The sequence below is a fragment of the Virgibacillus aidingensis genome, from assembly GCF_010994035.1.
In the GTDB taxonomy this organism is placed as follows: Bacteria; Bacillota; Bacilli; order Bacillales; family Amphibacillaceae; genus Virgibacillus_N.
The window spans coordinates 115,431-138,367 of the sequence record NZ_WIXN01000009.1; the positions used below are offsets into that span (position 1 = coordinate 115,431).

Here is a 22,937-nt window from a genome sequence, read left to right on the forward strand (position 1 = left end):
TATTTATATCCGTTCTGATTTACACCCTTTTTTGTGTGAAGGTTTGCCCGCCTTAATGAAGTGTGCGGGTTACTGTATAAACATCTTTAATCTGTTTAATCCTGTCTACTATTCTCTGTAAATGATTTGTGTTTTGAATCATAATCGTCAGCTGAATGACAGCCATTCTGTTTCTGTCGGACCGGCCGTTTACATACGTAATATTCGTTTTGGTTTCATTTACTGCCTGCAATACTTCATTGACTAAACCGCGCCGGTCATAGCCGGAAATTTCCAAGTCAACATGATACTGTTTTTGATGACCCTGGCTTCTCTCCCATTCCACATGGATATGGCGCTGTTTTGCCTCTTCTGTTTGCACATTCGGGCAATCTGACCGGTGGACGGAAACACCTCTGCCTTTTGTGATATAGCCTGTAATTTTATCGCCCGGCACCGGATTGCAGCATTTGGATAAGCGCACAAGCAGATTATCCACACCGGCAACTTTAACACCGGAATCTTTTTTCTGTAACTTTCTTTCATTTACATCAGCGGTTTTAACATCTTCTATCGCTTTGGCGAGGTCCTGCTCCTGTTGTCTTTCACTCCGTATTTTATCTGTCAGACGGGTTGCAACCAGTGCGGCGGTTATCCCCTGATAACCAACAGCAGCATACATGTCGTCCTCATTGCTGAAATTAAACTTTTCAAAAACCCGCTGCAAGTTTTCCTGGGTCAATGCATCTTTCGGATCGATGGAAAGAGCACGAATTTCTTTATCTACCGCTTCTTTGCCTTTAGATATATTTTCTTCGCGCTTTTGCTTTTTAAAAAACTGTTTTATCTTATTTTTTGCCTGTGACGTTTGCGTAATTTTTAACCAGTCCGTTGATGGACCATAGGAGTGTTTGGAAGTCATTACCTCTACAATATCTCCATTTTGTAGATTATAATCAAGCGGCTCCATCTTACCGTTTATCTTCGCACCTACTGTCTTATTGCCAATCTCCGTATGGATTTTATAAGCAAAATCAAGAGGTACAGAGCCTTTCGGAAGTTCAATGACATCCCCTTTAGGTGTGAAAACATAAACCATATCGGAGAATAAATCAATCTTCAGCGTTTCCATAAATTCCTCGGCATCATGCGTCTCATTTTGCCATTCCAGTATTTCCCTGAACCAGCTTAGTTTCTTTTCAAATGATTCTTTGTTATTTACTGATTTCCCTTCCTTATACGCCCAATGTGCTGCAATCCCGTATTCAGCTATCTGATGCATTTCTTTTGTGCGTATTTGTACCTCCAGAGGATCCCCTTTAGGACCAATCACTGTTGTATGCAATGATTGATACAGATTTGGCTTTGGCATCGCAATATAATCTTTAAACCTGCCGGGCATTGGTTTCCAGCATGTATGGATGATGCCGAGCACTGCATAGCAGTCTTTAATGCTGTTGACCAGAATTCTTACGGCAAGTAGGTCATAAATCTCATTGAACTGCTTATTTTGCTTGGTCATTTTTCGGTAAATACTATACAGATGCTTTGGCCGCCCTGATAATTCAGCTTCAATATTCACTTCATCCAGCTGTTTGGACACTTCTTCCATAACATCTTCAATATAGGATTCCCTTTCTTCCCTCTTTTGTTTCATTAATTGGACAATACGATAATATTGCTGAGGGTTTAAATAGCGTAAAGCGGTATCCTCCAGCTCCCACTTTATCGTGGAAATACCTAGGCGATGTGCAAGCGGCGCAAATATTTCCAGTGTTTCATTGGAAATACGAAACTGTTTTTCAGGCGGCAAATGCTTCAGTGTACGCATATTATGCAGACGGTCTGCCAGTTTAATTAATATTACCCGGATATCCTTTGCCATTGCTACAAACATTTTACGGTGATTTTCCGCTTGGATCGCTTCCTGGGATTTATATTTAATTTTACCAAGCTTGGTAACGCCATCTACAAGCATGGCAACCTCATGATTGAATATATCCTCAATTTTTTCCAATGTAATCTCTGTGTCCTCGACGACATCATGCAAAAATCCGCCTGCAATTGTTTCAGCATCCATTTCCAAACCCACTAGTATTCCGGCTACCTGGACCGGATGAACAATATAAGGTTCTCCTGATTTTCGAAATTGATCTTTATGCGCCTCTTTTGCAAATTCATAGGCTTTGCGGAGAAATGAAATATCATCTGCGGACAGATATTTTTCTGCTTTTTTTATAATTTCTTCTATTGTTAAAATGTCGCCTTTTGCCATATAAAATCACCTTGTCTGTATTCCGATTTACTGTCTGTGTATGAAAGAAGGAGAGGTTTTCTCTCCCTTAAAAAATATTTCTATAATTAGGCTTGTAAAAATAAGAAAAATTAAAAGTATTTTTGTCTAAATATCATTATATTAATAATTATATGCTTTTCTGTTTTATATGTACAATCATACATTTTATATATTAAGAGGGGTCTGACATTGGAATACTTCATTTCCGCCAGACCACATCAATTAACTGCAATCCATTATTCAAATCGCATTAAAGTTAAAACATCATATCCTTCCAGCTTCCTCATTCCTTCCAGATAACCCAGTTCAATAAAGAATGCGCATCCTGCGACGATGCCGCCTAGCTGTTCCACCAGGTTTATCGTAGCTTCAATTGTTCCGCCGGTCGCAAGTAAATCATCTGTTATTAATACACGCTGTCCGGGTTTAATGGCATCTTTATGGATGGTTAAGACATTCTTCCCGTATTCAAGCCCATAGTCTACTTTAATTACATCCCGGGGCAGTTTTCCTTCTTTTCTCACAGGCGCAAATCCTACTTCGAGTGCATAGGATACCGGACATCCGATGATAAATCCCCGGGCCTCGGGTCCGACAACTATGTCAATCTGTTTTTCTTTTGCATAATCTACAATTTCATCAACTGCTGACTTAAACGCCTCTCCATTTTCCATTAATGGGGTGATATCCTTAAATTTAATTCCTTCCTTTGGCCAGTCTTCCACAATTTTAATATGTTGTTTATAATCCATAAAATATTCCCTCCCTGGGACGTTCTGTATAATCCATCCAATTTGAGAACCATTTTTTTAGTTCTGCATAGCTTGAGTAATACAAAGTTTTTTCTATTTCAATGTCATCCAACCTTTGTTTATATGCCAGTGATTCATCCAAATCTTTTTTAATCGGCTGATGACTTACATTGACTATCCCGTTTTCAATGTGCACAAAGGCCAGTTCGTGAAAAACCTGAAACATAAAAATTACCTGGTCTTTATTCCAGCCGCGGGCCTTCATGATTGTTCCTATCGCTTTTTTTACTTCGAGCTGCTTTTGTTTCCGCAATACAATGTAAAGCCATTTGAAGTCCTCTCGTGAAGGCAGTGCCTGTAAATAACTGCTTTTTTCAATATAGTAACAGACATATATATTTTCAGGGTTTGTATATTTTACTAGTTCTTTTAATTTTTCCAGCGTTGGCGGCAGGTTTAAAATATACAGATTCTTTGCTTGGGGAACGGATTCCATCTCTGTTTGATATGTAATTTGCCTCAAATTTCTCAATTGGCTGTATTCCTTGCTGGATACAATAAGGGCTGCAGGATCATCATTTATCATATTTTGAAAGTTCAAACCTCTTTTACCTCTATAATCGAATAACTGCCATTCATCTATTTTCATATCCCTAAATTGAATTTGAAGCTTTCTGTTTCCATTCCATTCGTTCACGCCAAGTTCTCCAACAATGGAAACCGCTGTATCGGCTGTAAGTTTAGTATAATGATTTCCCATTCCGAAACCAATTGCATCCAATTGTGCATTATCTTCCCTAAACTGCAGCTTCAGATGATTTTTATCCGCACCAATCTGTCTTGCTTCCTGAGGAACTGCTTTTACTTCAATGATAGGTTTTGGATTTTTCATTCCAAATGGAGCCAGCATATTTATATCCTTTATTAGTGCTTCGTCAATCTCCGCTATGGTTAATGTTTGACTGATTTCAATCTGCTGTTTAAAATCATCTTCGGACAGCTGGGAAAGAATACGCTTCTTCAATTCCTTCTCCAAGTGAGGTACATTTTCATTAGGAAGCGTCATACCGGCAGCCTGTGCATGCCCTCCGAAATGGGTAAATAACTCTCTTACTTCCATACAATTTGCAAAAAGATCAAATGCAGGAATGCTTCTTGCTGAGCCTTTTACACTTCCTGATTCCGGTTTATACGCCAGGACAATGGCTGGCCTGTCATATTTTTGTACCAGTCTTGAAGCGACAATACCAAGCACCCCTTCATTCCAACCTTCTTTACATGCAATGATCACCGGCTGTTCATATTTATCCGTTGTCACCATTTTTTCTGCTTCACGAACAATTTCTGCTACTATTTTCTGTCTTTCCTGATTAATCTCCTGAATCTCCCCGGCAATTTGCCGGGCTTCTTCCATGTCCTCTGTCATGAAGAGCTCTACCGCCAATCCTGCATCCTGAAGCCGGCCGACAGCATTAATTCTTGGACCAAGCGAAAAGCCTACGTCTTCTTCTGTTACCTTGCCTTCTATATTACAAAGCCGTTTTAAAGCTTTTATTCCTTTATTTGATGTTTCCGTCAGTGCTTTCAGTCCGTAATAGGACAGTATTCGGTTTTCACTAATTAACGGAACCAAATCGGCAATAGTTCCCAAGGCTGCAAACTCCAATAAATGCTTTGGAAAGTAGCCAAGCAGTTTTTCGGCAAACTTAAATGCTACACCAACACCAGCTAACTCCTGAAACGGATAGTCCGGGGAATGTTTCGGATGCACAATCGCAAAAGCATCCGGCAATTCTTCCTGTATTTCATGATGATCAGTAATAATTAAATCAATTCCAAGTTCTTTTGCTACATTGGCTTCATGAATGGAAGCAATTCCCGTATCTACAGTTATAATCAATTTAAATCCCTTATCATGGGCCAGTCTAAAAGCATGCTCATTTGGCCCGTATCCTTCTTTAAAACGATTTGGTATGTAAAAATCACAATACGCACCAAGTTCTTTTAATGCCTTTAAAAGCACTGCTGTAGAACTAACTCCATCTGCATCGTAATCTCCATAGATCAGTATTTTCTCCTGGCGATTGACAGCTTGATGAACCCGCTCACCGGCTTTATCCATCATGGCGAGCTGTTCCGGCTTATATAAATCTTCCAGGGACGGGGAAAGAAACTTAGCTGCAGCTGTTTTTGTTGTTATTCCCCGCTGTAATAAAAGTTCCTGAATTACAGGGGAGTATCCAATGGAGTCATCCATCCACTGATCGAATTCTTCTCTATTCAAGTATTTCCAATTTGCTTTACTCTGTAACATAAATTCACCCCTGACTCACCTATTATACAAAAAGTGAGGCAAGGGGGGCAATGACTTAGTCTTTTTTATCAGATTCAGCCATATTATTTCCTCTTTTTCCCTTTTTATGTTTTACATTTTCCTTCGAAATTTTATGCTTCTTTTTATCCCATAAGCCTTTATCCACCAGTGTTTTGCGCATATAGTCATTTTCCTGCCTCATGACACGGTTTTCTTTTTGAAGCTGAAACACCTTTACTGCCCCGGCTGTACCGGTAATTATGCCTCCCATTAATACCGAAAACAGGATGATCAGAATTAATGGTGATTCTCCGCTCCAAAACAAATAATTTACCTCTACAGCCTCTACATTGGTGATAGCAAATACCGCAACAATAATCACTAAAATAATAGATAATATTACGTATGCTTGCCCCTTCATCCAGGTTCCTCCTTTTTTTCCATTCCAGCCATTAAGGTTTCTTTTTATATTTTATTATTTAAATTACCCATATTCTGCGATGATTAAGCAAAAAAGGATATTCCATTAACATTCAGTCAATAGAATACCCTTTTTTCCCTTTTATACCTGTGGACCTTCTACACGTTTTTTCTTCCTGAAATCAATTGGTTTATCCTTAATGGTTCTCCCTCGCCATGTGAGCCACAGCTGTGAAGCGAGGAAAAGAGAAGAATATGTTCCGGCTAACAAGCCAACTGCCAAAGCAACTGCAAAACCGAAAATAGACTCTGCTCCCAGTACTAAAAATGCCAGAACTGCGATTAGCGTACTGAATGAAGTATTAATCGTACGGGTTAATGTTTGGATCAGACTCTTATTCACAATACCAGCAAGCTGTTTGTATGTTTTCACCTGTTTTTCTTTTCGCACATTTTCCCTGATCCTGTCAAACGTCACGATAGTGGCATTAATCGAATAACCTATAATTGTCAGAATTGCCGCTACTATGGTTACTTCAAATTCCATCCTGGTTATACTGAAAATAACCAGTACGAAAAAAGCATCGTGTAATAAAGCAATGACTGCCGTGATCCCAAAGAACAATTCAAAGCGGAATGCCACATAGATAATCATAAACACAGAAGCAATGGCTACTGCATAGATAGCGTTTTTAACCAGTTCTTCTCCAACAATGGGGGAAACGACACCCACGCTTGGTTCATTCCCGTATTCCTCTATGAAATATTCAGTAACCTCAGCTATCTTACTTTCAGAAAGCACTGTATCAAATCTTGCAGCAGCCCCCTCATTATTTTCCCCGGAAAGTACAATGGATTCTGCTTCTAGCTCAAGCTCTGCCAATGCATTCTCTACTTCTGCAGCATCCAGGCTTTCCTCTGCAAGAATCTCAATACGGGATCCGCTAGTAAAGTCAATGCCCGGGTTAAGCTGAAACATAACGAGTGATGCCGTTCCAATTACAACTAAAATTAACGTGGCGTAAATGAACTTTTTGCGGTGCTTGACAATATTTGGCTGTCTATTAAACACCTTTGCCTCCGGCTCTTTCTTTTCCGATATATCCTGTATATCTTCTTTCTTTACAGCAAACCAGCTTTTTCGCTTGTTCAAGAACCGGCTTTTTACCCATAGGCCCAATAACAGCCTGGTGCCAAATACAGCTGTCAGGAAGCTGACTAAAATACTTACGATCAGCATCGTGGCAAATCCCTGGACTGAGCTAGTTCCGAAGATAAACAATACCACTGCAGCAATCATTGTCGTAATATTAGCATCCACTATAGCGGACAGAGAATTTTTTGTTCCCGCTTTAAAAGCAGCCATGATTGATTTTCCTGCTCTCAATTCCTCTTTTATCCGTTCAAATGTAATAACGTTGGCATCTACTGCCATACCCATTCCGAGAATTAATGCAGCAAGACCGGGCAAGGTCAAAACGCCATTCATTAATTCGAACACAAGTAAAACAATGTAAATATATATAATTAAGTTAATCCCTGCTACTATACCCGGAAAACGATATACTATTATGATAAACAGCAGGATTAAGCCTATACCTATAAATGCGCTGAAAACGGTTTGATTTAAAGCCTGTTCTCCGAATTGTGCCCCAACAGAAGTGGAGAAGATTTCATTCATATGTACCGGCAGCGACCCCGAATTAATTATATTTGCCAACTGCTGAGCAGATTCCACGGTGAAATTACCGCTAATCATGACATTTGCTGTATTCAGGGGTTCCGAAACACTGGGTGCAGAAACATATTTGGGATCCTCTTTCGTCATTTCCTCCCTGAAAGAGTCTCCTTCCTGGTAATCCATCCAGATAACCAATAAATTATCGGGCACGCCTTTATTCATAATTTCCGTCGTTACTTCGGCGAATTCCGAGGCATCTTTCAATTGAAGTGTTACAATCGGTGCATTCGTATTTGGATCAAAATCCTGTTTTGCACTTCCCTCTTTAACATCGGAACCGTCCAGCATTTCATTATCATCAACATCCCGAAATGAAAGTCTGGCGGAGGTTGACAGTAAATCACGCGCTTCTGTCTGATCATCCACACCGGCAAGCTGAACCCTTATCCGGTCTTCTCCTTCAATATCTATACTGGCTTCACTTATACCTAAACGATTAACACGGTCATTTAAAGTCTGAACCGTGGATTCCATTAATGTTCTATCTATTTCCTGCCCTTCATCCACTGGTTCCACTTCATATAATACTTCAAATCCTCCCTGTAAATCCAAACCCAAATTAATGTCTTTTGCAATTCCTGTAACCGTTGTCCCAACCGTTATAAATAATGTAATAACGATGAGGAAAAAGGCAACAATTCTGCCTCTCTTTTTCATTTAACCCAATTCCTCCCTTTTGTCTCCTCCATAGCTTTATGTAAGTCAATCATTTATATTTTCCGTTCCCCCCTGCATTACTGCACTAATGGAATCCATTAAATCGGAATCCTGATAGACTTTTAATGTAAGAAAATTCATGTAAATTGTTGCACTCAGGTGAAAGATATCCTCTATTACTTCATGGATTCTTTTTTCAGGATCTCCTTTCCAGACCTTTTGTTCTAAACAATTCCAAATTTCCTCTTTGGTAGCTTTTGGATAGCCCATTAAATGCAATTCGCTTACTTTGGATTCCAATGCAGGCTGAACGGTTTCCTTCCATCCTGACACCCTTTGTTTAACTTCCATCTATGTAACCCCGCCTATCATGAGAATATATTATTATTATGTTTTCTCTTGTCATGCTTGGCCCACTGCTTTGCATATATATCATTGTATATGAAATTTTATAATTTGAGAAGGCAGGTCGACAATAATGACCAAACAAACATTTTTGCAAGGTACATTGATACTCATAGCCGCCGGAATGATTACACGATTTCTCGGTTTTATTAACCGCATTGTAGTTGCCCGGCTGATGGGGGAAGAAGGCGTCGGCCTTTATATGATGGCCCTGCCCACCCTATTTCTGGTTATGACCTTAACCCAATTGGGACTTCCTGTTGCGATATCAAAAAGAGTTGCCGAAGCGGAAGCATTGAATGACCAGCAAAAAATCAAAAAGATACTAGTCGTTTCATTGGTTATCACCGGCACTTCCAGCATGATTTTTATGATTGGCATGATAATTTCGGCACCATTAATTGCCACTACTTTATTAACAGATGAACGTACATTGTACCCATTGCTTGCCATCAGCCCGATTGTTCCGATCATTGCAGTCAGCTCCGTGCTCAGGGGCTATTTTCAAGGGAAGCAAAACATGAAGCCGCAAAGTTATTCCCAAGTAATAGAGCAGATTGTCCGCATTTCTTTTGTCGCAATATTTGTAAATCTCCTGCTGCCATATGGTGTTGAATTTGCGGCTGCAGGTGCAATGATCAGTATTATTATTGGTGAATTTGTTTCTCTCTTGTACATGCTGTTTCAGTTTAAAAGAAAAAAAGTTATCAAATTGCGGCACCGATTTTTTTCCTATTTAAAAACAAGCAAATCCACCCTTAAAGAGTTGTTTTCAATAGCACTTCCAAGTACAGGCAGCCGGGTAATCAGTTCCATATCCAATTTTCTGGAACCGATATTGGTTGCCCAGAGTTTGGCACTTGCTGGAGTTTCCAGCACACTTGCCACGAAACAATATGGAGAACTGACCGGATATATTTTCCCACTTTTATTTTTGCCGACTTTTATTACGCACTCTTTATCAGTAGCTTTGGTTCCTTCCATATCGGAAGCAGAAGCCAACTTGAATAAACAGCTTGTCCATTACCGGATTCATCAATCGGTAAGAATATCCTTCGCTTCCGGGGCGTTGGCCACTATTGTACTGTCACTTTTTTCGGTACCCATTCTATCATATATGTACGGGACAGCAAATGCCAGTCATTTTTTAGTTTTAATGGCTCCTTTTTTCATTTTACTTTATATTCAGGCACCATTACAAGCTGCTTTGCAAGCGCTTGATCTTGCAAGACCTGCAATGTGGAACAGTTTAATAGGCGCCGGATGTAAATTAGCTGTTTTATTTTTTCTTGCTTCCAATCCCAAATTTGGAATTACGGGAGTTGCGATCGCTATGTCAGTAAGTGTAGTATTGGTCACTTTATTACACATGGCATCATTATATAAAACGATCCATTTCCGCCTGCCGCTTAAGGATATTATTAAAATGGTTCTGTTATTATTGCTGACATGGCAGGCAGGCACCATGGTCAAGCGGTTATATGACACGCTAGAACCAAATTTAATTCTATTCCTGCTTGCTTTATGCATTCTCAGTCTGATTTACGGAATATTACTCTTCCTTTTAAAATTCATTACGAAGGATGAGTTACGACAAATCCCTATTATTCAAAAATGGGTATAAGTTAACCACATTAGTGCTCATTTTAATTAAATATCCAGATACTGATTTGGAAATAGATTGTAACATTCGCTGATATATGGGCCAAACGTGCTTTGTTCCGGATACTGTACATGTTACGGAAAAACTTCTTTCTTGAACAGTAATCAACTGCGTGGTTATCATATATAAGGTAAATTTTAAAAACCAAATTTTTTATCCTCAAAACAATATCACAAGCGGTCATTTAACGATATACGCCCCGCATCCGGCCAATACGGCGGATCAGTAGTGAAACTCCTCTGCATGCTTAACCTGTCATTATCATCCGCAAGCCGGGGGACTGTGATGAAAGAAATTATTCTTATCTTTAGTCATCAAAAAAACCTGACATTAAAATGTCAGGTTTTTTTGACCATGATAAGGTGAAACACATTTCTACTGTCCCATATAAGGCAATAAATACCGGAAATAAACATAAATACTTGAAATTATTAGTGACAAAATTACAATTGGGATACCATAAATCATAAAACGGAAAAAGGAAATTTTCTGGTTTGCCCCTTCAGCAAGTCCTGCTACAACCACATTAGCAGATGCTCCGATCAACGTGGAGTTTCCTCCCAGACAGGCACCTAAAGCAAGCGACCACCAAATCGGATCCAAATATACCATTCCATAGCTTTCCAATTCCTGTACAACCGGGATCATGGCAGCAACAAATGGAATATTATCCACCACTCCCGAAAATAAACCGGACACCCATAATACAAGTAATGCCGTCTTCGTATAATCTCCATCTGTAGACATTACGATAAACCTTGTTATTTCATCGATAATACCTGTTTCCTGCAAACCGCCAACGAGCATAAAAAGCCCCATAAAGAAAAATAAAGTCACCCATTCCACTTTTTCAAAAATATGTTCTGCTGCCAGCTCTTTTTCTGTAAGCAATAACAGCAATATTGCACCCGACAATGCAATAATAGTCAGATCTGCATGCACAAAAGCGTGCATTAAAAACCCGGTTATTGTTACTGTCAAAACGGAAACGGACTGATAGAGCATGGGTGTTTTCTTTAACTGGGAATGCGCATCCAAATTCAACAGTTCTTCCTTTTCGGCTTCTGTCTTAGTCAGCGATTTTCGGAAAATGACATACAGCCCTGCACATAGAAGTATAAACAACATAATAGCAATTGGAGACATATGTACAAGAAATGACAGAAAAGTTAAGTGTTCTACTGCCTGTCCAATCATAATGTTTGGAGGATCACCGATTAATGTTGCAGCCCCGCCAATGTTGGAGCTGAAAATAATAGCAAGCAAGTACGGGAATGCCGGCAGTTTTAACAGCTTGGTTATTTTAAGAATAACCGGTACAAAAATAAGTACCGTTGTTACATTATCCAGCAATGCAGAACCGAATGCAGTCAGTGTGGCTGCACCCATCAATAATGGCAGGGGCTTACCTTTGACCAATTGGGCAAACCTGATTGCTATATAGGCAAATAACCCGGTTTTTTCTGTTATTGCAATTAAGATCATCATGGAAAATAACAGTGCAATAGTGTTCCAGTCAATATACCTTATAAAAGCGTCCTCCGGTGTGTAAATGCCTGTCAGCAATAATAAAACACTCCCGGCAAGCGCAACTACAGCGCGGTTAATTCGGTCCGTCATAATAAAAATATAGCTGATAACAAATATAATACTTGCAAGAATAATATCCATCTTTCACCTGCTTTCACAGAATGCCGGAAAATTTTCTATCAGCTTAGGGAGCAGAATGAGATACAAGTAAACTTCTCAACATGTCCACTCTTATAAATCTATATGAAGCAAGAAGTGAAATTATTTATTCTATTTTTAAAAGAAATGAATAGGATAAATATAAATGGACAATCTTAGGGGGGGATTTTGTTGCGAAAACATCAATTTATTGGGCTATTGTACGGCTGGATTATCGTACTAGGTTTAATTCTACTGGCAAGTATTGTGTTAGGCTTTCTTCTCCGGTTTACAACTTTCCATGAACCGGCACTAACGTGGGTTGCATTGGTTATAGGATTAATATCGCTGTTCATAGGAGGATTGGTTGCCGGGATTAAAGGAAAAGAAAAAGGGTGGTTTTCCGGCATATTTACCGGAATTGGTTTCACTTTATTTACTTTCCTAGTTCAATATATGGGATTCGATCAGGGATTTTCCCTGGAGCAATCCATTCATCATGCAGCCTATATACTGGCAGCATTATTCGGGGGCGTAGCCGGAGTAAACATTTTAAACTCCAATTAGAAAAAAGGTTTCACTTGTCTTTTAGTAAATGTGTTAGGTTCTTATACTTAAGACTTAAAAATTTTTGCTTTCTCAAAACTGCTTATCGGCACAGCTGTTCCTCGTCCCACCATAAACATTTGGGACTGCGGTACAGCTGTTCCTCGTCCCACCATAAACATTTGCTGAATATCATATTTTTTTAACGTGAGGGTAAAAACAGGCTGTCCCAAAATAGGTTTGGGACAGCCTGTTTTATATGAAGATAAGGAATCAGCAGGTTACTGCTTCACTTCACGTACTGCTGAACGGTCATATGTAAGTTTTGTACCGTCACTCGATTGAATCACGATTGTATCCTCATCTATGGCATGAATAGACCCATGCAGCCCGCCAATTGTAACTACACCATCACCTTTTTGCAGATCTGCCTGCATTTGCCTTACTTGCTTCTGACGTTTTTGCTGTGGACGGATTAACAAGAAGTAAAAAATCACAAACATTAAAATAATCGGTGATAACGAAATTAACAGTTCCATGTATTTCCCCCCTTTCCGTTTTGAGCTAGAAATTCTTAGCGTCTGGCTTATTAAAGCCATACTGCTCAAAGAATATTTGTTTAAAGTCACCAAGTCGATCATCGCTTATCGCTTCTCGTACTTGCTCCATTAATTTTAACAGAAAATGCAGGTTATGATAAGTAGTAAGTCTGAAACCGAAAGTTTCATTGCATTTTATTAAATGCCGGATATATGCACGGCTGTAATTTTTGCATACATGACAGCTGCAATGCTCATCAATCGGCCTAAAATCACGGCTGTAAGCTGCGTTTCTTACTACAAGTCTCCCATTTGAAGTCATGCATGTCCCATTCCGGGCAATTCTCGTTGGAAGGACACAATCAAACATATCGATGCCGCGAATTGCACCGTCGATTAAGGAATCCGGCGATCCCACACCCATTAAATACCGGGGTTTATTTGTCGGCAATAACGGGGTTGTATACTCCAGCACCTTATTCATTACATCTTTTGGCTCACCAACCGACAGTCCGCCAACAGCATAGCCGGGAAAATCCAAGGATACTAAGTCCGCCGCACTTTGTTTTCTTAAATCCTCGTATTCTCCTCCTTGAATAATGCCGAATAAGCCTTGTGTATGCTCATTCTGATGTGCGCTTAAACATCGTTCTGCCCAACGGGACGTTCGTTCCACCGATTTTCTCATATACTCATGGGAAGCCGGATATGGCGGGCATTCATCAAAAGCCATCATGATATCGGAGCCAAGCGCATTTTGAATTTCCATCGCTTTCTCCGGTGAAAGAAACATCTTCTCCCCGCTTAAATGGTTTCTGAAATGGACACCCTCTTCCTTTATCTCTCTCATATCACTTAAGCTGAAAACCTGAAAACCGCCGGAATCAGTTAAGATGGCGCCATTCCAGTTCATAAACTGGTGCAGTCCGCCAGCTTCCCGAATAATATCTTCTCCAGGGCGCAGCCATAAATGATATGTGTTGGATAGAATAATTCTTGCATCCATCTCCCGCAATTCTTCCGGACTCATCGTTTTTACCGTTGCCAGTGTTCCTACCGGCATAAAAGCCGGAGTATCAAATGAACCATGCGGTGTGTGAACCCTTCCCAGTCTTGCACCGGTTTGTTTACAGGTTTTAATGTATTCATATGTTATAGGTGTCATATATTATTCGTTCCTTTTTATAAAATTAACATAGCATCACCGAAACTAAAGAAACGGTAACGTTCCTTCACGGCTTCCTCATATGCATGGAGGACGGTTTTCCTGTCAGCAAGTGCACTAACAAGCATAATCAATGTAGATTTAGGCAAATGAAAATTTGTTATCAGGGCATCCACCGCTTTAAACTCATAAGGAGGATAAATAAAAATATCCGTCCATCCGGTTGATTCCGTGAAAATCCCCTCGTTATCCCGCATGATTGTTTCCAAAGTTCTTGTAGAAGTAGTCCCTACGGAAAAAATTTTTCCGCCGTTTTCTTTCACTTTATTCAGTATGTCAGCTGCACCCTTTGACATATGAAAAAATTCAGCATGCATATTATGTTCTTCAATGGTTTCCGCACTAACCGGACGAAAAGTCCCAAGCCCTACATGCAAAGTAATAAACACAATCCTTACACCCATGTCTTTTATTTCATCCAGCAATGCCTTCGTAAAATGCAGTCCCGCAGTCGGTGCAGCAGCGGAACCTTCTTCCTTTGCAAATACAGTCTGGTATCTTTCCTTTTCCGGCAGCTGCTCTTTGATATATGGAGGCAGTGGCATTTCCCCGAGCTCATCGAGCACTTCATAAAAAATGCCTTCATAAGAAAATTCAAGAACCCGTCCGCCGTGCTTTTTCTCTTCGGTGCAAATTGCCTTAAGCCTTCCATCGCCAAAGATAAGTCCGGTACCTTGTTTCACTTTTTTGGCAGGTTTTACAAGCACTTCCCACCTGTCTTTTTCCTGTTGGTGAAGAAGCAGGATTTCTACATTTGCTTTAGTATCCTTCTTCGTGCCATACAGCCTGGCCGGAAGAACCCGGGTATCATTGAGAACCAGACAATCCCCCGGGGAAAGGTGCGATTTTATGGAAGGAAAATATTTATGCTGTATTTCGCCGGTTTTTCTGTTTAATACTAGCAGCCTTGATGCTGATCTGTCTTTTAAAGGTGTTTGTGCAATTAATTCATCCGGTAATTCAAAATCAAAATCATCAATTTTCATGATGCATCTCCTTTAGCGAAACCTGCCTATGATAAAAAATATTAACGTCAGTATAAGACTGACTACAATGGAAGTCATGATTGGAAAATGGAATGAAAAATTTCCTTTCCTGAAACTTATATCACCGGGCAGGCGTCCAATAAACGTCCATAGTAACCCTATAATCAGAAAAATAATACCGAGGATTATAAAGAGTTTGCCAAAATTCATCTTTCATCATTCACTTTCAAGTCAAAGTGATGGTAGGCCTTCTCTGTAACTATCCTTCCCCTTGGTGTACGCTGGATAAACCCAAGCTGCAATAAATACGGTTCATACACCTCTTCAATCGTCTGGGATTCCTCCCCAATCGTAGCCGCAATAGAATCAAGGCCAACAGGCCCGCCTTTGTAATGCTCTATTATCCCTTTTAGCAATTTGTGATCAATATGATCCAGTCCCTCTTTATCCACCTGCAGCATCTTAAGTGCTTCACCGGTTGTTTCCAGACTGATTTCCTTCTCGCCTTTTACTTGGGAAATATCCCGCACGCGCTTTAACAGCCGGTTGGCAATCCTCGGTGTGCCTCTTGACCTTTTGGCTATTTCCTCCGCAGCTTCCTTGGTAATTGCCGTTTCAAAAATATCGGCAGTTCGTTCAATAATCGCACATAAATCCCCTGTTTCGTAGAATTCCAATCTGCTTAAAACACCGAATCGATCGCGCAGCGGGGCAGACAAGAGACCTGCCCTTGTTGTGGCACCGACTAGTGTAAAAGGCGGCAAATCAATGCGGACAGATCGGGCGCTTGGACCGCTTCCGATGACAATATCCAAAAAGAAATCTTCCATAGCAGGATATAATACTTCTTCCACCGATTTTGGCAAACGGTGTATTTCATCAATGAACAAAACATCCCCTGGCTCCAGCGAGGAAAGAATAGCTGCCAGATCACCAGAACGTTCAATAGCAGGGCCGGAGGTAGACCGGAACTGGACACCCATTTCATTAGCTATAATCAATGCTAAAGTTGTTTTCCCCAGACCGGGCGGTCCGTAAAGCAGAACATGATCAAGCGGTTCCTCCCGCATTTTTGCAGCCTGGATAAAAATCCCCAGATTTTCCCTTACTTTTTGCTGGCCGATATACTGTTTTAACGTATCCGGGCGGAGGCTTAATTCTACTGGTTCATCCTCTTTTTGCATTTCACCGGTAATGATTCGATCTTCCATCATGGGCCCCCCTTCCTAGTTCTTCATTAATAACGATAATGCCGTGCGGATAATTTCATCTGTTTTTGCATTTTCCAGTTTACGGAGTTCAGGCAGAACAGCTTTTATTTCTCTATCCGTATAGCCAAGCGAAAGGAGTGCCTCCTGTGCTTCCTGGAGACCGGAATTCATTTTTTCGCTTATTTCTTTTTTTCCGCTGCCTTCACCGGAAATGGAGATTTCCGATGTAAGCTTTCCTTTTAGATCCAAAATAATCTGTCTTGCTGTTTTTTTTCCGACACCCGGAAATCCCGTCAAATACTTTTCGTCTTCCTGTTCCACAGCAGCCGCGAAATCCTGAATATCAACAGATCCCAAAATAGCCAGTGCTCCTTTTGGCCCAATGCCGGAAACAGAAATCAGTTTCGTAAATAAGTATTTTTCATCCCTGTTCTTAAATCCGTAAAGCAGCTGCTGATCCTCCCGAACATAATGATATGTATAAATTAATAATTCCTGGTTTAAATGGGATTGAAAAACAAAGGGATTGGGACAGATAACTTCATACCCAACACCCTGGACATCCACGATAACCGCATCATCCTGAATCGTGGAAAGATTTCCTTTTATATATGCAATCATTTCCTCTTCTCCTTTATTTTCTCTCCCCATTTTAACATAAGCAAGGAAAAAGGCTAACTTAGCTTCCGGAGGGGCAACTGTAGCCAAAATTATGGGGGCATCGCTTTAAGAGGGATTATTCATTTTCCTGTGAAGATGAAAAGTATTGAAGGCAAGAATAGGCAGGGCTTTCCTGCCTTGTATTTCCTACCTCTTAGAAGCTGCGTCTTCCGTGGATTAATTATCAGACACCTGTAAATTGTGGTGAATATCCTGTACGTCCTCGTTTTCCTCCAGGGCCTCTATCATACTTTCCAATTTACTTTCATCTTCTTCTGAAACTGTATTATAATTCTGCGGAATTAATGTAACTTCTGAATCAGCAACTGTATAATCATGATCCGTTAAATAAGCAACTACTTCACGAAAGCTTTCCGGCGCAGTATATATTTCATAAGCTCCGTCTTCCACAACAATGTCTTCAGCTCCTGCTTCCAGCACATCCATCGTAATAGTATCCTCATCAATATTTCCCTCTTCATTTTCTATGAGAATATAACCCTTTCGGTCAAACATGAAAGAAACACTGCCGTTTTCCCCAAGATTGCCGTCATTTTTCTTGAATGCATGCCGTACTTCTGCTGCAGTTCTGTTCTTGTTATCCGTCAGTGTATTAACAATAACTGCCACACCGCCGGGTCCATAGCCTTCGTAGGTAATTTCTTCAAAGATGGCACCATCAAGAGTGCCTGTTGCCTTTTTAATCGCACGATCAATATTGTCATTTGGCATATTATCCGCTTTGGCTTTATCTACCGCTGCCCTTAAGGATGCATTCATGGACACATCCCCGCCTCCTTCTTTGGCTGCCTGGTATATTTCTTTTGCATGACGCATAAATATTTTGCCCTTCTTTGCATCCTGGGCATTTTTTCTTCTTTTTATGTTATTCCACTTAGAATGACCTGCCATCGGACATTCTCCTCTCTCATAGTGAATCTTACTTCTTCTCTACTTTGCAATAAATTCCCTTTTTACTATAACAAAATATAATGCTTTCATAAAGGCATAATTTTGTATGAATCTTTTTAGTAAAAATACTCACTCACTTGTCCTTTCGTAAAGCACTTAAATTACTGTATGTGATTTCTTTTTGTTCGCTGCATGCAGCTTTATGGGGAGCAGGGATTTTGGAACTGCGGTACGCGGTTCCTCGTCCCACCAAAAACACTTGGGACTGCGGTACGCAGTTCCTCGTCCCACCAAAAACACCTGGGACTGCAGTACGCGGTTCCTCGTCCCACCAAAAACACCTGGGACTGCGGTACGCGGTTCCTCGTCCCACCAAAAACACCTGGGACTGCGGTACGTGGTTCCTCGTCCCACCAAAAACACTTGGGACTGCGGTACGCGGTTCCTCGTCCCACCAAAAACACTTGCTAGAAATTTAGGCTTTTAATGTTCAAATTAAAAAGCCTTTGCATCAACAAAGGCTTTACTCATTCTCCATATTAAAAAAGTTCTGAAGCATTTCACCAAGCTCTTCTCCTGTTTCCCTTGCCTTCCATCGGCCATCAAGGTTTTTCATCCGATCCCAGTATACATCATCCGTGTACACAACAATCTGCTTATTTGTTCCTGGAAGTATATTTCTGACTTCTTCTTCAATTGACGCGCTTACATCTGCGTCACGATTCGTTCTCTCCGGAAGTATAACAGCTATTACAATCCGGTCGTCTGTCTCTGCAACCTGTGCCTGAATAATCTCCTGTTTCCCCTGTAAATATTCAGCAATTTCCTCAGTGCGGTCATTAGTATAAATATCTGAATACCCGCCTTCATAGTCCTGCTCATTAACATTTTCCTGTTGGGTCTGCGGGTAGCCGCCACGTTCTCCAATTGTTTGTTCCCGAACATTCAGGCGGTCTTTTTGTTCCTGTTCTGTTTCAAAATGAATCGGCTGGGTAACATTGTCATTTTCCATGCCAGTTTCTTCTTCACCATTATTTCCACATGCAGTCAGGAAAAGAAATAGTAAACTGCATGGTACAATGATCCGTTTCATCATACATAAAACCTCCCTACATTCATTAGTTTGCATAAGGGAGGTTTTTTTACACTGTTAATTACAGGGAATTAACTTCTTTTATAACGTGGAAGCGCATCACGTTTATGGGCAGTTTTTGCGTGCATTGATTCAATGATATTTTTGTCTTTTTCAGGAATTTCTTTCCCTTTTAAATAGTCATCAATTTTGTCATAGGTTGTGCCCATTTCATCTTCATCTGTTTGGCCTTCCCATAAATCGGCACTCGGTTTTTTCCGCACAATATCGGAAGGAACTCCTAAATAATCTGCCATCTCCCTGATTTCCTTCTTGGTAAATTCCACGATCGGCAGAATATCCACTCCCCCGTCACCATATTTCGTGAAGTATCCCGTATAATATTCTGAAGCATTATCTGTTCCAACCACTAAATAATTATAATTTGCTGCCAAAGCATATAATGCGCTCATCCGCAGTCTGGCCCGCAAATTGGCTGAAGATAATTGGTCATTAGCATCAATAAAAGAATTGCTTTCTTCCAACTGATTTTTTATTTCCGAGTACATCGTTTTATGCGTATCGGTCAAGTCAATAGTAATATCGTTAATCCCGCAGCTTTCTATCACATCATGAGCATGACCCATATTTTCCTCTGATGTGTAAATCGGGAGTAAAACACCAAGGGAGTTTTCCGGCACTGCTCTTTTGATTAAATGTGCCACAACGGCCGAATCCAGCCCGCCGCTCACACCTACAACCAGTCCTTTTGTCCCTGACGCTTTAACCTGATTTTGCAGCCATTGAACAATACCGTCCACATGCTCCTTCATAACTATCACTCCTGCTTTCCATCTTATTGTATTTAGTTTAGCACTTTTCTTATACTTTTAAAAAAATATTGCCGATAGGTCCACTCTTGGTCGAGTGAAGTTAAATATTTAGAAACATCTGCCGGCTTCTTATTCAGAAAATGGAGCCACTCCCTTATTATATCGCTTGGTACAGCCACTGCATAAGCCCACATTTTTTGTTGATTTTCCGGGATCATATTATACTTTGTCAATTCTTCTATTTCCCATTTTTCATATGGAAGAAACCTTTGCCCAAGCTGAATAAAATCATATATCTGTGCTGTACAATGCAATAGGTCGAAGTCAATAATGAAGGTTTGTTTTGCGGTTTGAATTAAATTATGAGATGCTACATCCCCATGGACCCAGGTGCCATTACGTTGTGCTCTGTTTTCAAGCAGCTTCCATGGAAATTGACTCAGAAGCTGTAATTGAAAAGCTGTTGTTTGAACAATATCTTTAAATAAAAAATCAAAACCATGTTTATAAAATAGGTCTTCAGTTTGCTTAAATGCCAGCAGCCGGTCATGCCATTTGACAAGAAAATGTTTTCTCGTCACCGGTCTTTTAAGGTAAATATTTCTTGCTTCCCGGTGAAAGTTTTTAATTGTATATACTGCCGCTTTTCGATCTTCGGCACTTTTATAATTTAATTTCTCCCCTTCTGTGTAGGGTGCTATTGTAAAGTAATTGTTTCTATAAGATAAAAACTCACGGCCATTAGGAAAAGGATGGAAAGGAATAACAAACTCATTATGGATGGATTTAAAAAAATCCCATTGTTGCAAAAGCACTTCTCTGTTTTTATGTCTTTTTAAAATATATTTTTGATTATTTTGTGTCTCCATAAGTAAAACATGCGCCTTTATACCGGATACTTTCTTTATATTCAATTTTCCTTCTTTCCACAAAAAAGAAGAGAGACGATTTGTTAATTCGTCTCTTCTTATATCTTTACTCTTCATGTTCAGTTTGTTCCTTATCTTTTCTATAATAGTTTTGCGGATACCCCGGAGGATTTGGATAAGCTTGGTTCATGTCCGTGGAAAATGGCGGCGGATACAAATTTGATTGCTGCTGAGGCGACGGTCCAAAGTTGGGTTGTTGCTGCGGTTCCGTGGTATAGTCGGTATGTTGCTGCTGATGTGGTGACATGAAACCGGATTGCGGCATATTTTCATTATTGACATCCTGATACATTGGGTACGGCATCATATTTTGATATGGCATTGGCGTACCCTGACAGCCGCAATCATTTTTTCCGTGCTGCTCCGTTGGTAAAGCAGCGTGATGATGGTGGTTAAATGCCGGTGCCATCATTGGGTATGGTGCTGCCGGAAAACATGGATGAACCATATAACAGCAAGGCGCCATAGGCACTGGCATTGGTTGAGAAGCAGGCATCATCTCTTTCTTCTCTTCTTTGATTGGTTTTGGTGTCGGTAATGGTTTGGGCTGCATTTTTGGCTTTTCTTTTTTCATTTCAGGCTGCTTTGGCATCTCCGGAAATTTTATCGTTGTATGATAATCGTAATCCTGTTCGAGTATTGGCATTTGTATTATTGGCTGCAGCGGCATCTGCGGCATTTTCGGCAATTCCGGCTGGACTTTTTTAGGGGGCTTTTTATCATCCTCTTTGATCACAGGCATAGGCTTTGGCGATACATCTTTATAAGGCTGTTTCACCTGCTCCTTCTTCGATTCTTTTGCTGTTTTACCATCATGCTTTACTGCTTTTGTGGATGAGGGCACTTTAATTTTCATACCCGGCATTATCATATCCGGGCTGGAAAGATGGCTATTCAGCTGTTTTACTTCCTCAAAATCCACCCCATATTTTTGCGAAATTTCCCACAATGTATCTCCCTTTTGAACAACATGTATTTTCAAAACAATCTAAACTCCTTTCATATCGCTGGGCTAATTACTCTATATCAACATATGCATAAATTGGGTAAAAGTTGAACCAAATTTATATTTTTTAACATACCATCATAGAAACAGGAATAAAAAACATCAATTAGGCATTTTTCATGCAACATAAAGAATTTCATTAGCTCTGCCTTTTCAGAAGTCTTTTATTTAGTAAATCGTATGAAAGTTTATTGTTTACTACCTGGAAATGAAAAAAATCGCCCTTTTGTTTGGGCGATTTTTTCTTTTCATTCATACGGTTTAAATTTTCATTTGATATACCGGATAGCTGCCAAGAAAAGTAACCTGGCAGCCTAAAGCCTCCAGTTCCCCTTTTACGCCGGGGAATAAAACGTCATCATAGGGCTGGTTCACATCAATAATAAAAAAATAATTTCCCAATCCTGTTTTCATTGGACGGGATTCTATTTTGGATAAATTCATTTTTCTCCATGCAAAGGCTGATAATACCTGATGAAGTGATCCCGGCTGGTCACTTGGCAGCGTAACAAGCAGCGTTGTTTTTTCCAGCTTGATATCATGCTCTATATGAAGCGGCTGTTTGCTGTTTTTACTCACTGCAAGAAAACGTGTATGGTTGTTTGGAAAATCATGAATATTTTCCTCATAAAGCCGCAATCCATATTCTTCTGCTGCCAAATAGTTGCCAATTGCAGCAATGGTACTGTTGCTTTCCCCGACTATTTGTGCTGCTTTCCCTGTAGAAGAAGTAAATGCAAGTTTTGCATTTGGCAGATTTTTATGTAGGTATTGATGGCACTGGGCAATGGCGTGACTATGGGAATGAACCTCTGAAATATCTTTTAAATCTCCTTTGAACTCCCGATGCACAAGTAAGTGCTGCTGAATAGGCACAACAATTTCTGCCATAATAGGCAGCCGCACCTGATGAACCAGATAATCAACCGTTAATTGAACGGTCCCCTCAATCGCATTTTCAAGCGGCACCACACCTATATCGATCCGTCCCTCCCCCACTGCATCTATACATTCCGGTATCGTTTCAAAGCTTTCCTTAATTTCACCATTAAAAGCTGTATCAACAGCCAGTTTCGTAAATGTTCCTTTTGGACCTAAATAACCGATCTTCGTTGCCAACACG

The 22,937-nt window shown here is 40.2% G+C and carries 21 protein-coding genes; 2 read left to right on the top strand and 19 right to left on the bottom strand.

Annotation, left to right across the window (positions count from 1 at the left end; all coding sequences use genetic code 11):
* Window positions 1–52: 52 nt before the first annotated feature.
* From GHD25_RS09820 to GHD25_RS09845, 6 genes are all read right to left on the bottom strand, one after another.
* The gene (locus tag GHD25_RS09820) at window positions 53–2,254 is read right to left on the bottom strand and encodes a RelA/SpoT family protein (RefSeq protein ID WP_164216314.1); all 2,202 of its coding nucleotides are present in this window, start codon (window positions 2,252–2,254) and stop codon (window positions 53–55) included.
* Window positions 2,255–2,511: 257 nt separating this feature from the next.
* Window positions 2,512–3,027 (bottom strand): adenine phosphoribosyltransferase, encoded by a 516-nt coding sequence (locus tag GHD25_RS09825; RefSeq protein WP_164216316.1) that lies wholly within the window; start codon window positions 3,025–3,027, stop codon window positions 2,512–2,514.
* Window positions 3,017–5,341: a single-stranded-DNA-specific exonuclease RecJ gene (gene recJ, locus GHD25_RS09830; protein ID WP_164216318.1), complete on the bottom strand. Its 2,325-nt coding sequence runs from the start codon at window positions 5,339–5,341 to the stop codon at window positions 3,017–3,019. Before recJ ends, GHD25_RS09825 begins: the two co-directional genes overlap by 11 nt.
* A 55-nt stretch (window positions 5,342–5,396) precedes the next feature.
* On the bottom strand, window positions 5,397–5,762 hold the full coding sequence (locus tag GHD25_RS09835) for a LapA family protein (protein WP_164216320.1): 366 nt from the start codon (window positions 5,760–5,762) through the stop codon (window positions 5,397–5,399).
* Window positions 5,763–5,903: 141 nt separating this feature from the next.
* Window positions 5,904–8,159, bottom strand: coding sequence for a protein translocase subunit SecDF (gene secDF / locus GHD25_RS09840; protein ID WP_164216322.1), 2,256 nt, complete (start codon window positions 8,157–8,159; stop codon window positions 5,904–5,906).
* 45 nt (window positions 8,160–8,204) lie between these two features.
* Window positions 8,205–8,510 carry a post-transcriptional regulator gene (locus tag GHD25_RS09845; protein ID WP_164216324.1) on the bottom strand — a complete coding sequence of 102 codons (306 nt, stop codon included), beginning with the start codon at window positions 8,508–8,510 and terminating at the stop codon, window positions 8,205–8,207.
* A 127-nt stretch (window positions 8,511–8,637) separates the two neighbouring features.
* On the opposite strand from GHD25_RS09845, the gene spoVB reads away from it, so the two are divergent.
* Complete coding sequence (spoVB, locus tag GHD25_RS09850; protein WP_164216327.1) at window positions 8,638–10,188, top strand: stage V sporulation protein B; 1,551 nt, start codon at window positions 8,638–8,640, stop codon at window positions 10,186–10,188.
* 414 nt (window positions 10,189–10,602) lie between these two features.
* On the opposite strand, the gene GHD25_RS09855 is transcribed toward spoVB, so the two are convergent.
* Complete coding sequence (locus GHD25_RS09855) at window positions 10,603–11,898, bottom strand: ArsB/NhaD family transporter (protein WP_164216329.1); 1,296 nt, start codon at window positions 11,896–11,898, stop codon at window positions 10,603–10,605.
* 189 nt (window positions 11,899–12,087) lie between these two features.
* Between GHD25_RS09855 and GHD25_RS09860 the strand changes: the two genes are divergently transcribed.
* Window positions 12,088–12,462 carry a TIGR04086 family membrane protein gene (locus tag GHD25_RS09860; protein WP_164216331.1) on the top strand — a complete coding sequence of 125 codons (375 nt, stop codon included), beginning with the start codon at window positions 12,088–12,090 and terminating at the stop codon, window positions 12,460–12,462.
* 260 nt (window positions 12,463–12,722) lie between these two features.
* Here the strand turns inward: GHD25_RS09860 and yajC are convergent, their stop codons facing one another.
* The 12 genes from yajC to pheA form a co-directional block, all read right to left on the bottom strand.
* Window positions 12,723–12,980: a preprotein translocase subunit YajC gene (gene yajC / locus GHD25_RS09865; RefSeq protein WP_164216333.1), complete on the bottom strand. Its 258-nt coding sequence runs from the start codon at window positions 12,978–12,980 to the stop codon at window positions 12,723–12,725.
* A 25-nt stretch (window positions 12,981–13,005) separates the two neighbouring features.
* Window positions 13,006–14,145, bottom strand: coding sequence for a tRNA guanosine(34) transglycosylase Tgt (gene tgt / locus GHD25_RS09870; protein ID WP_164216335.1), 1,140 nt, complete (start codon window positions 14,143–14,145; stop codon window positions 13,006–13,008).
* A 17-nt stretch (window positions 14,146–14,162) separates the two neighbouring features.
* Entirely contained in the window at window positions 14,163–15,191 is a 1,029-nt protein-coding gene (queA, locus tag GHD25_RS09875) for a tRNA preQ1(34) S-adenosylmethionine ribosyltransferase-isomerase QueA (protein WP_164216337.1), read from the bottom strand.
* Between the two features lie 12 nt (window positions 15,192–15,203).
* Window positions 15,204–15,401 carry a DUF2905 domain-containing protein gene (locus GHD25_RS09880; RefSeq protein WP_164216339.1) on the bottom strand — a complete coding sequence of 66 codons (198 nt, stop codon included), beginning with the start codon at window positions 15,399–15,401 and terminating at the stop codon, window positions 15,204–15,206.
* Window positions 15,398–16,402, bottom strand: a complete 1,005-nt coding sequence (gene ruvB, locus GHD25_RS09885) for a Holliday junction branch migration DNA helicase RuvB (protein WP_164216341.1) — start codon at window positions 16,400–16,402, stop codon at window positions 15,398–15,400. The genes GHD25_RS09880 and ruvB overlap by 4 nt, the downstream gene beginning before the upstream one ends.
* Window positions 16,403–16,417: 15 nt before the next feature.
* The gene (ruvA, locus tag GHD25_RS09890) at window positions 16,418–17,023 is read right to left on the bottom strand and encodes a Holliday junction branch migration protein RuvA (protein ID WP_164216414.1); all 606 of its coding nucleotides are present in this window, start codon (window positions 17,021–17,023) and stop codon (window positions 16,418–16,420) included.
* Between the two features lie 216 nt (window positions 17,024–17,239).
* A complete protein-coding gene (locus tag GHD25_RS09895; RefSeq protein ID WP_164216343.1) occupies window positions 17,240–17,974 on the bottom strand; it encodes a YebC/PmpR family DNA-binding transcriptional regulator in 735 nt (244 codons plus the stop codon).
* A 523-nt stretch (window positions 17,975–18,497) separates the two neighbouring features.
* A complete protein-coding gene (locus GHD25_RS09900; RefSeq protein ID WP_164216345.1) occupies window positions 18,498–19,070 on the bottom strand; it encodes a YhcN/YlaJ family sporulation lipoprotein in 573 nt (190 codons plus the stop codon).
* Between the two features lie 68 nt (window positions 19,071–19,138).
* A complete protein-coding gene (nadE, locus tag GHD25_RS09905) occupies window positions 19,139–19,879 on the bottom strand; it encodes an NAD(+) synthase (protein ID WP_164216347.1) in 741 nt (246 codons plus the stop codon).
* 32 nt (window positions 19,880–19,911) lie between these two features.
* The gene (locus GHD25_RS09910) at window positions 19,912–20,865 is read right to left on the bottom strand and encodes a phosphotransferase (protein WP_164216349.1); all 954 of its coding nucleotides are present in this window, start codon (window positions 20,863–20,865) and stop codon (window positions 19,912–19,914) included.
* A complete protein-coding gene (locus tag GHD25_RS09915) occupies window positions 20,855–21,790 on the bottom strand; it encodes a LysM peptidoglycan-binding domain-containing protein (protein ID WP_164216351.1) in 936 nt (311 codons plus the stop codon). Before GHD25_RS09915 ends, GHD25_RS09910 begins: the two co-directional genes overlap by 11 nt.
* 285 nt (window positions 21,791–22,075) lie before the next feature.
* Window positions 22,076–22,936, bottom strand: a complete 861-nt coding sequence (pheA, locus tag GHD25_RS09920; RefSeq protein ID WP_164216353.1) for a prephenate dehydratase — start codon at window positions 22,934–22,936, stop codon at window positions 22,076–22,078.
* Between the last annotated feature and the right edge of the window lies 1 nt (window position 22,937).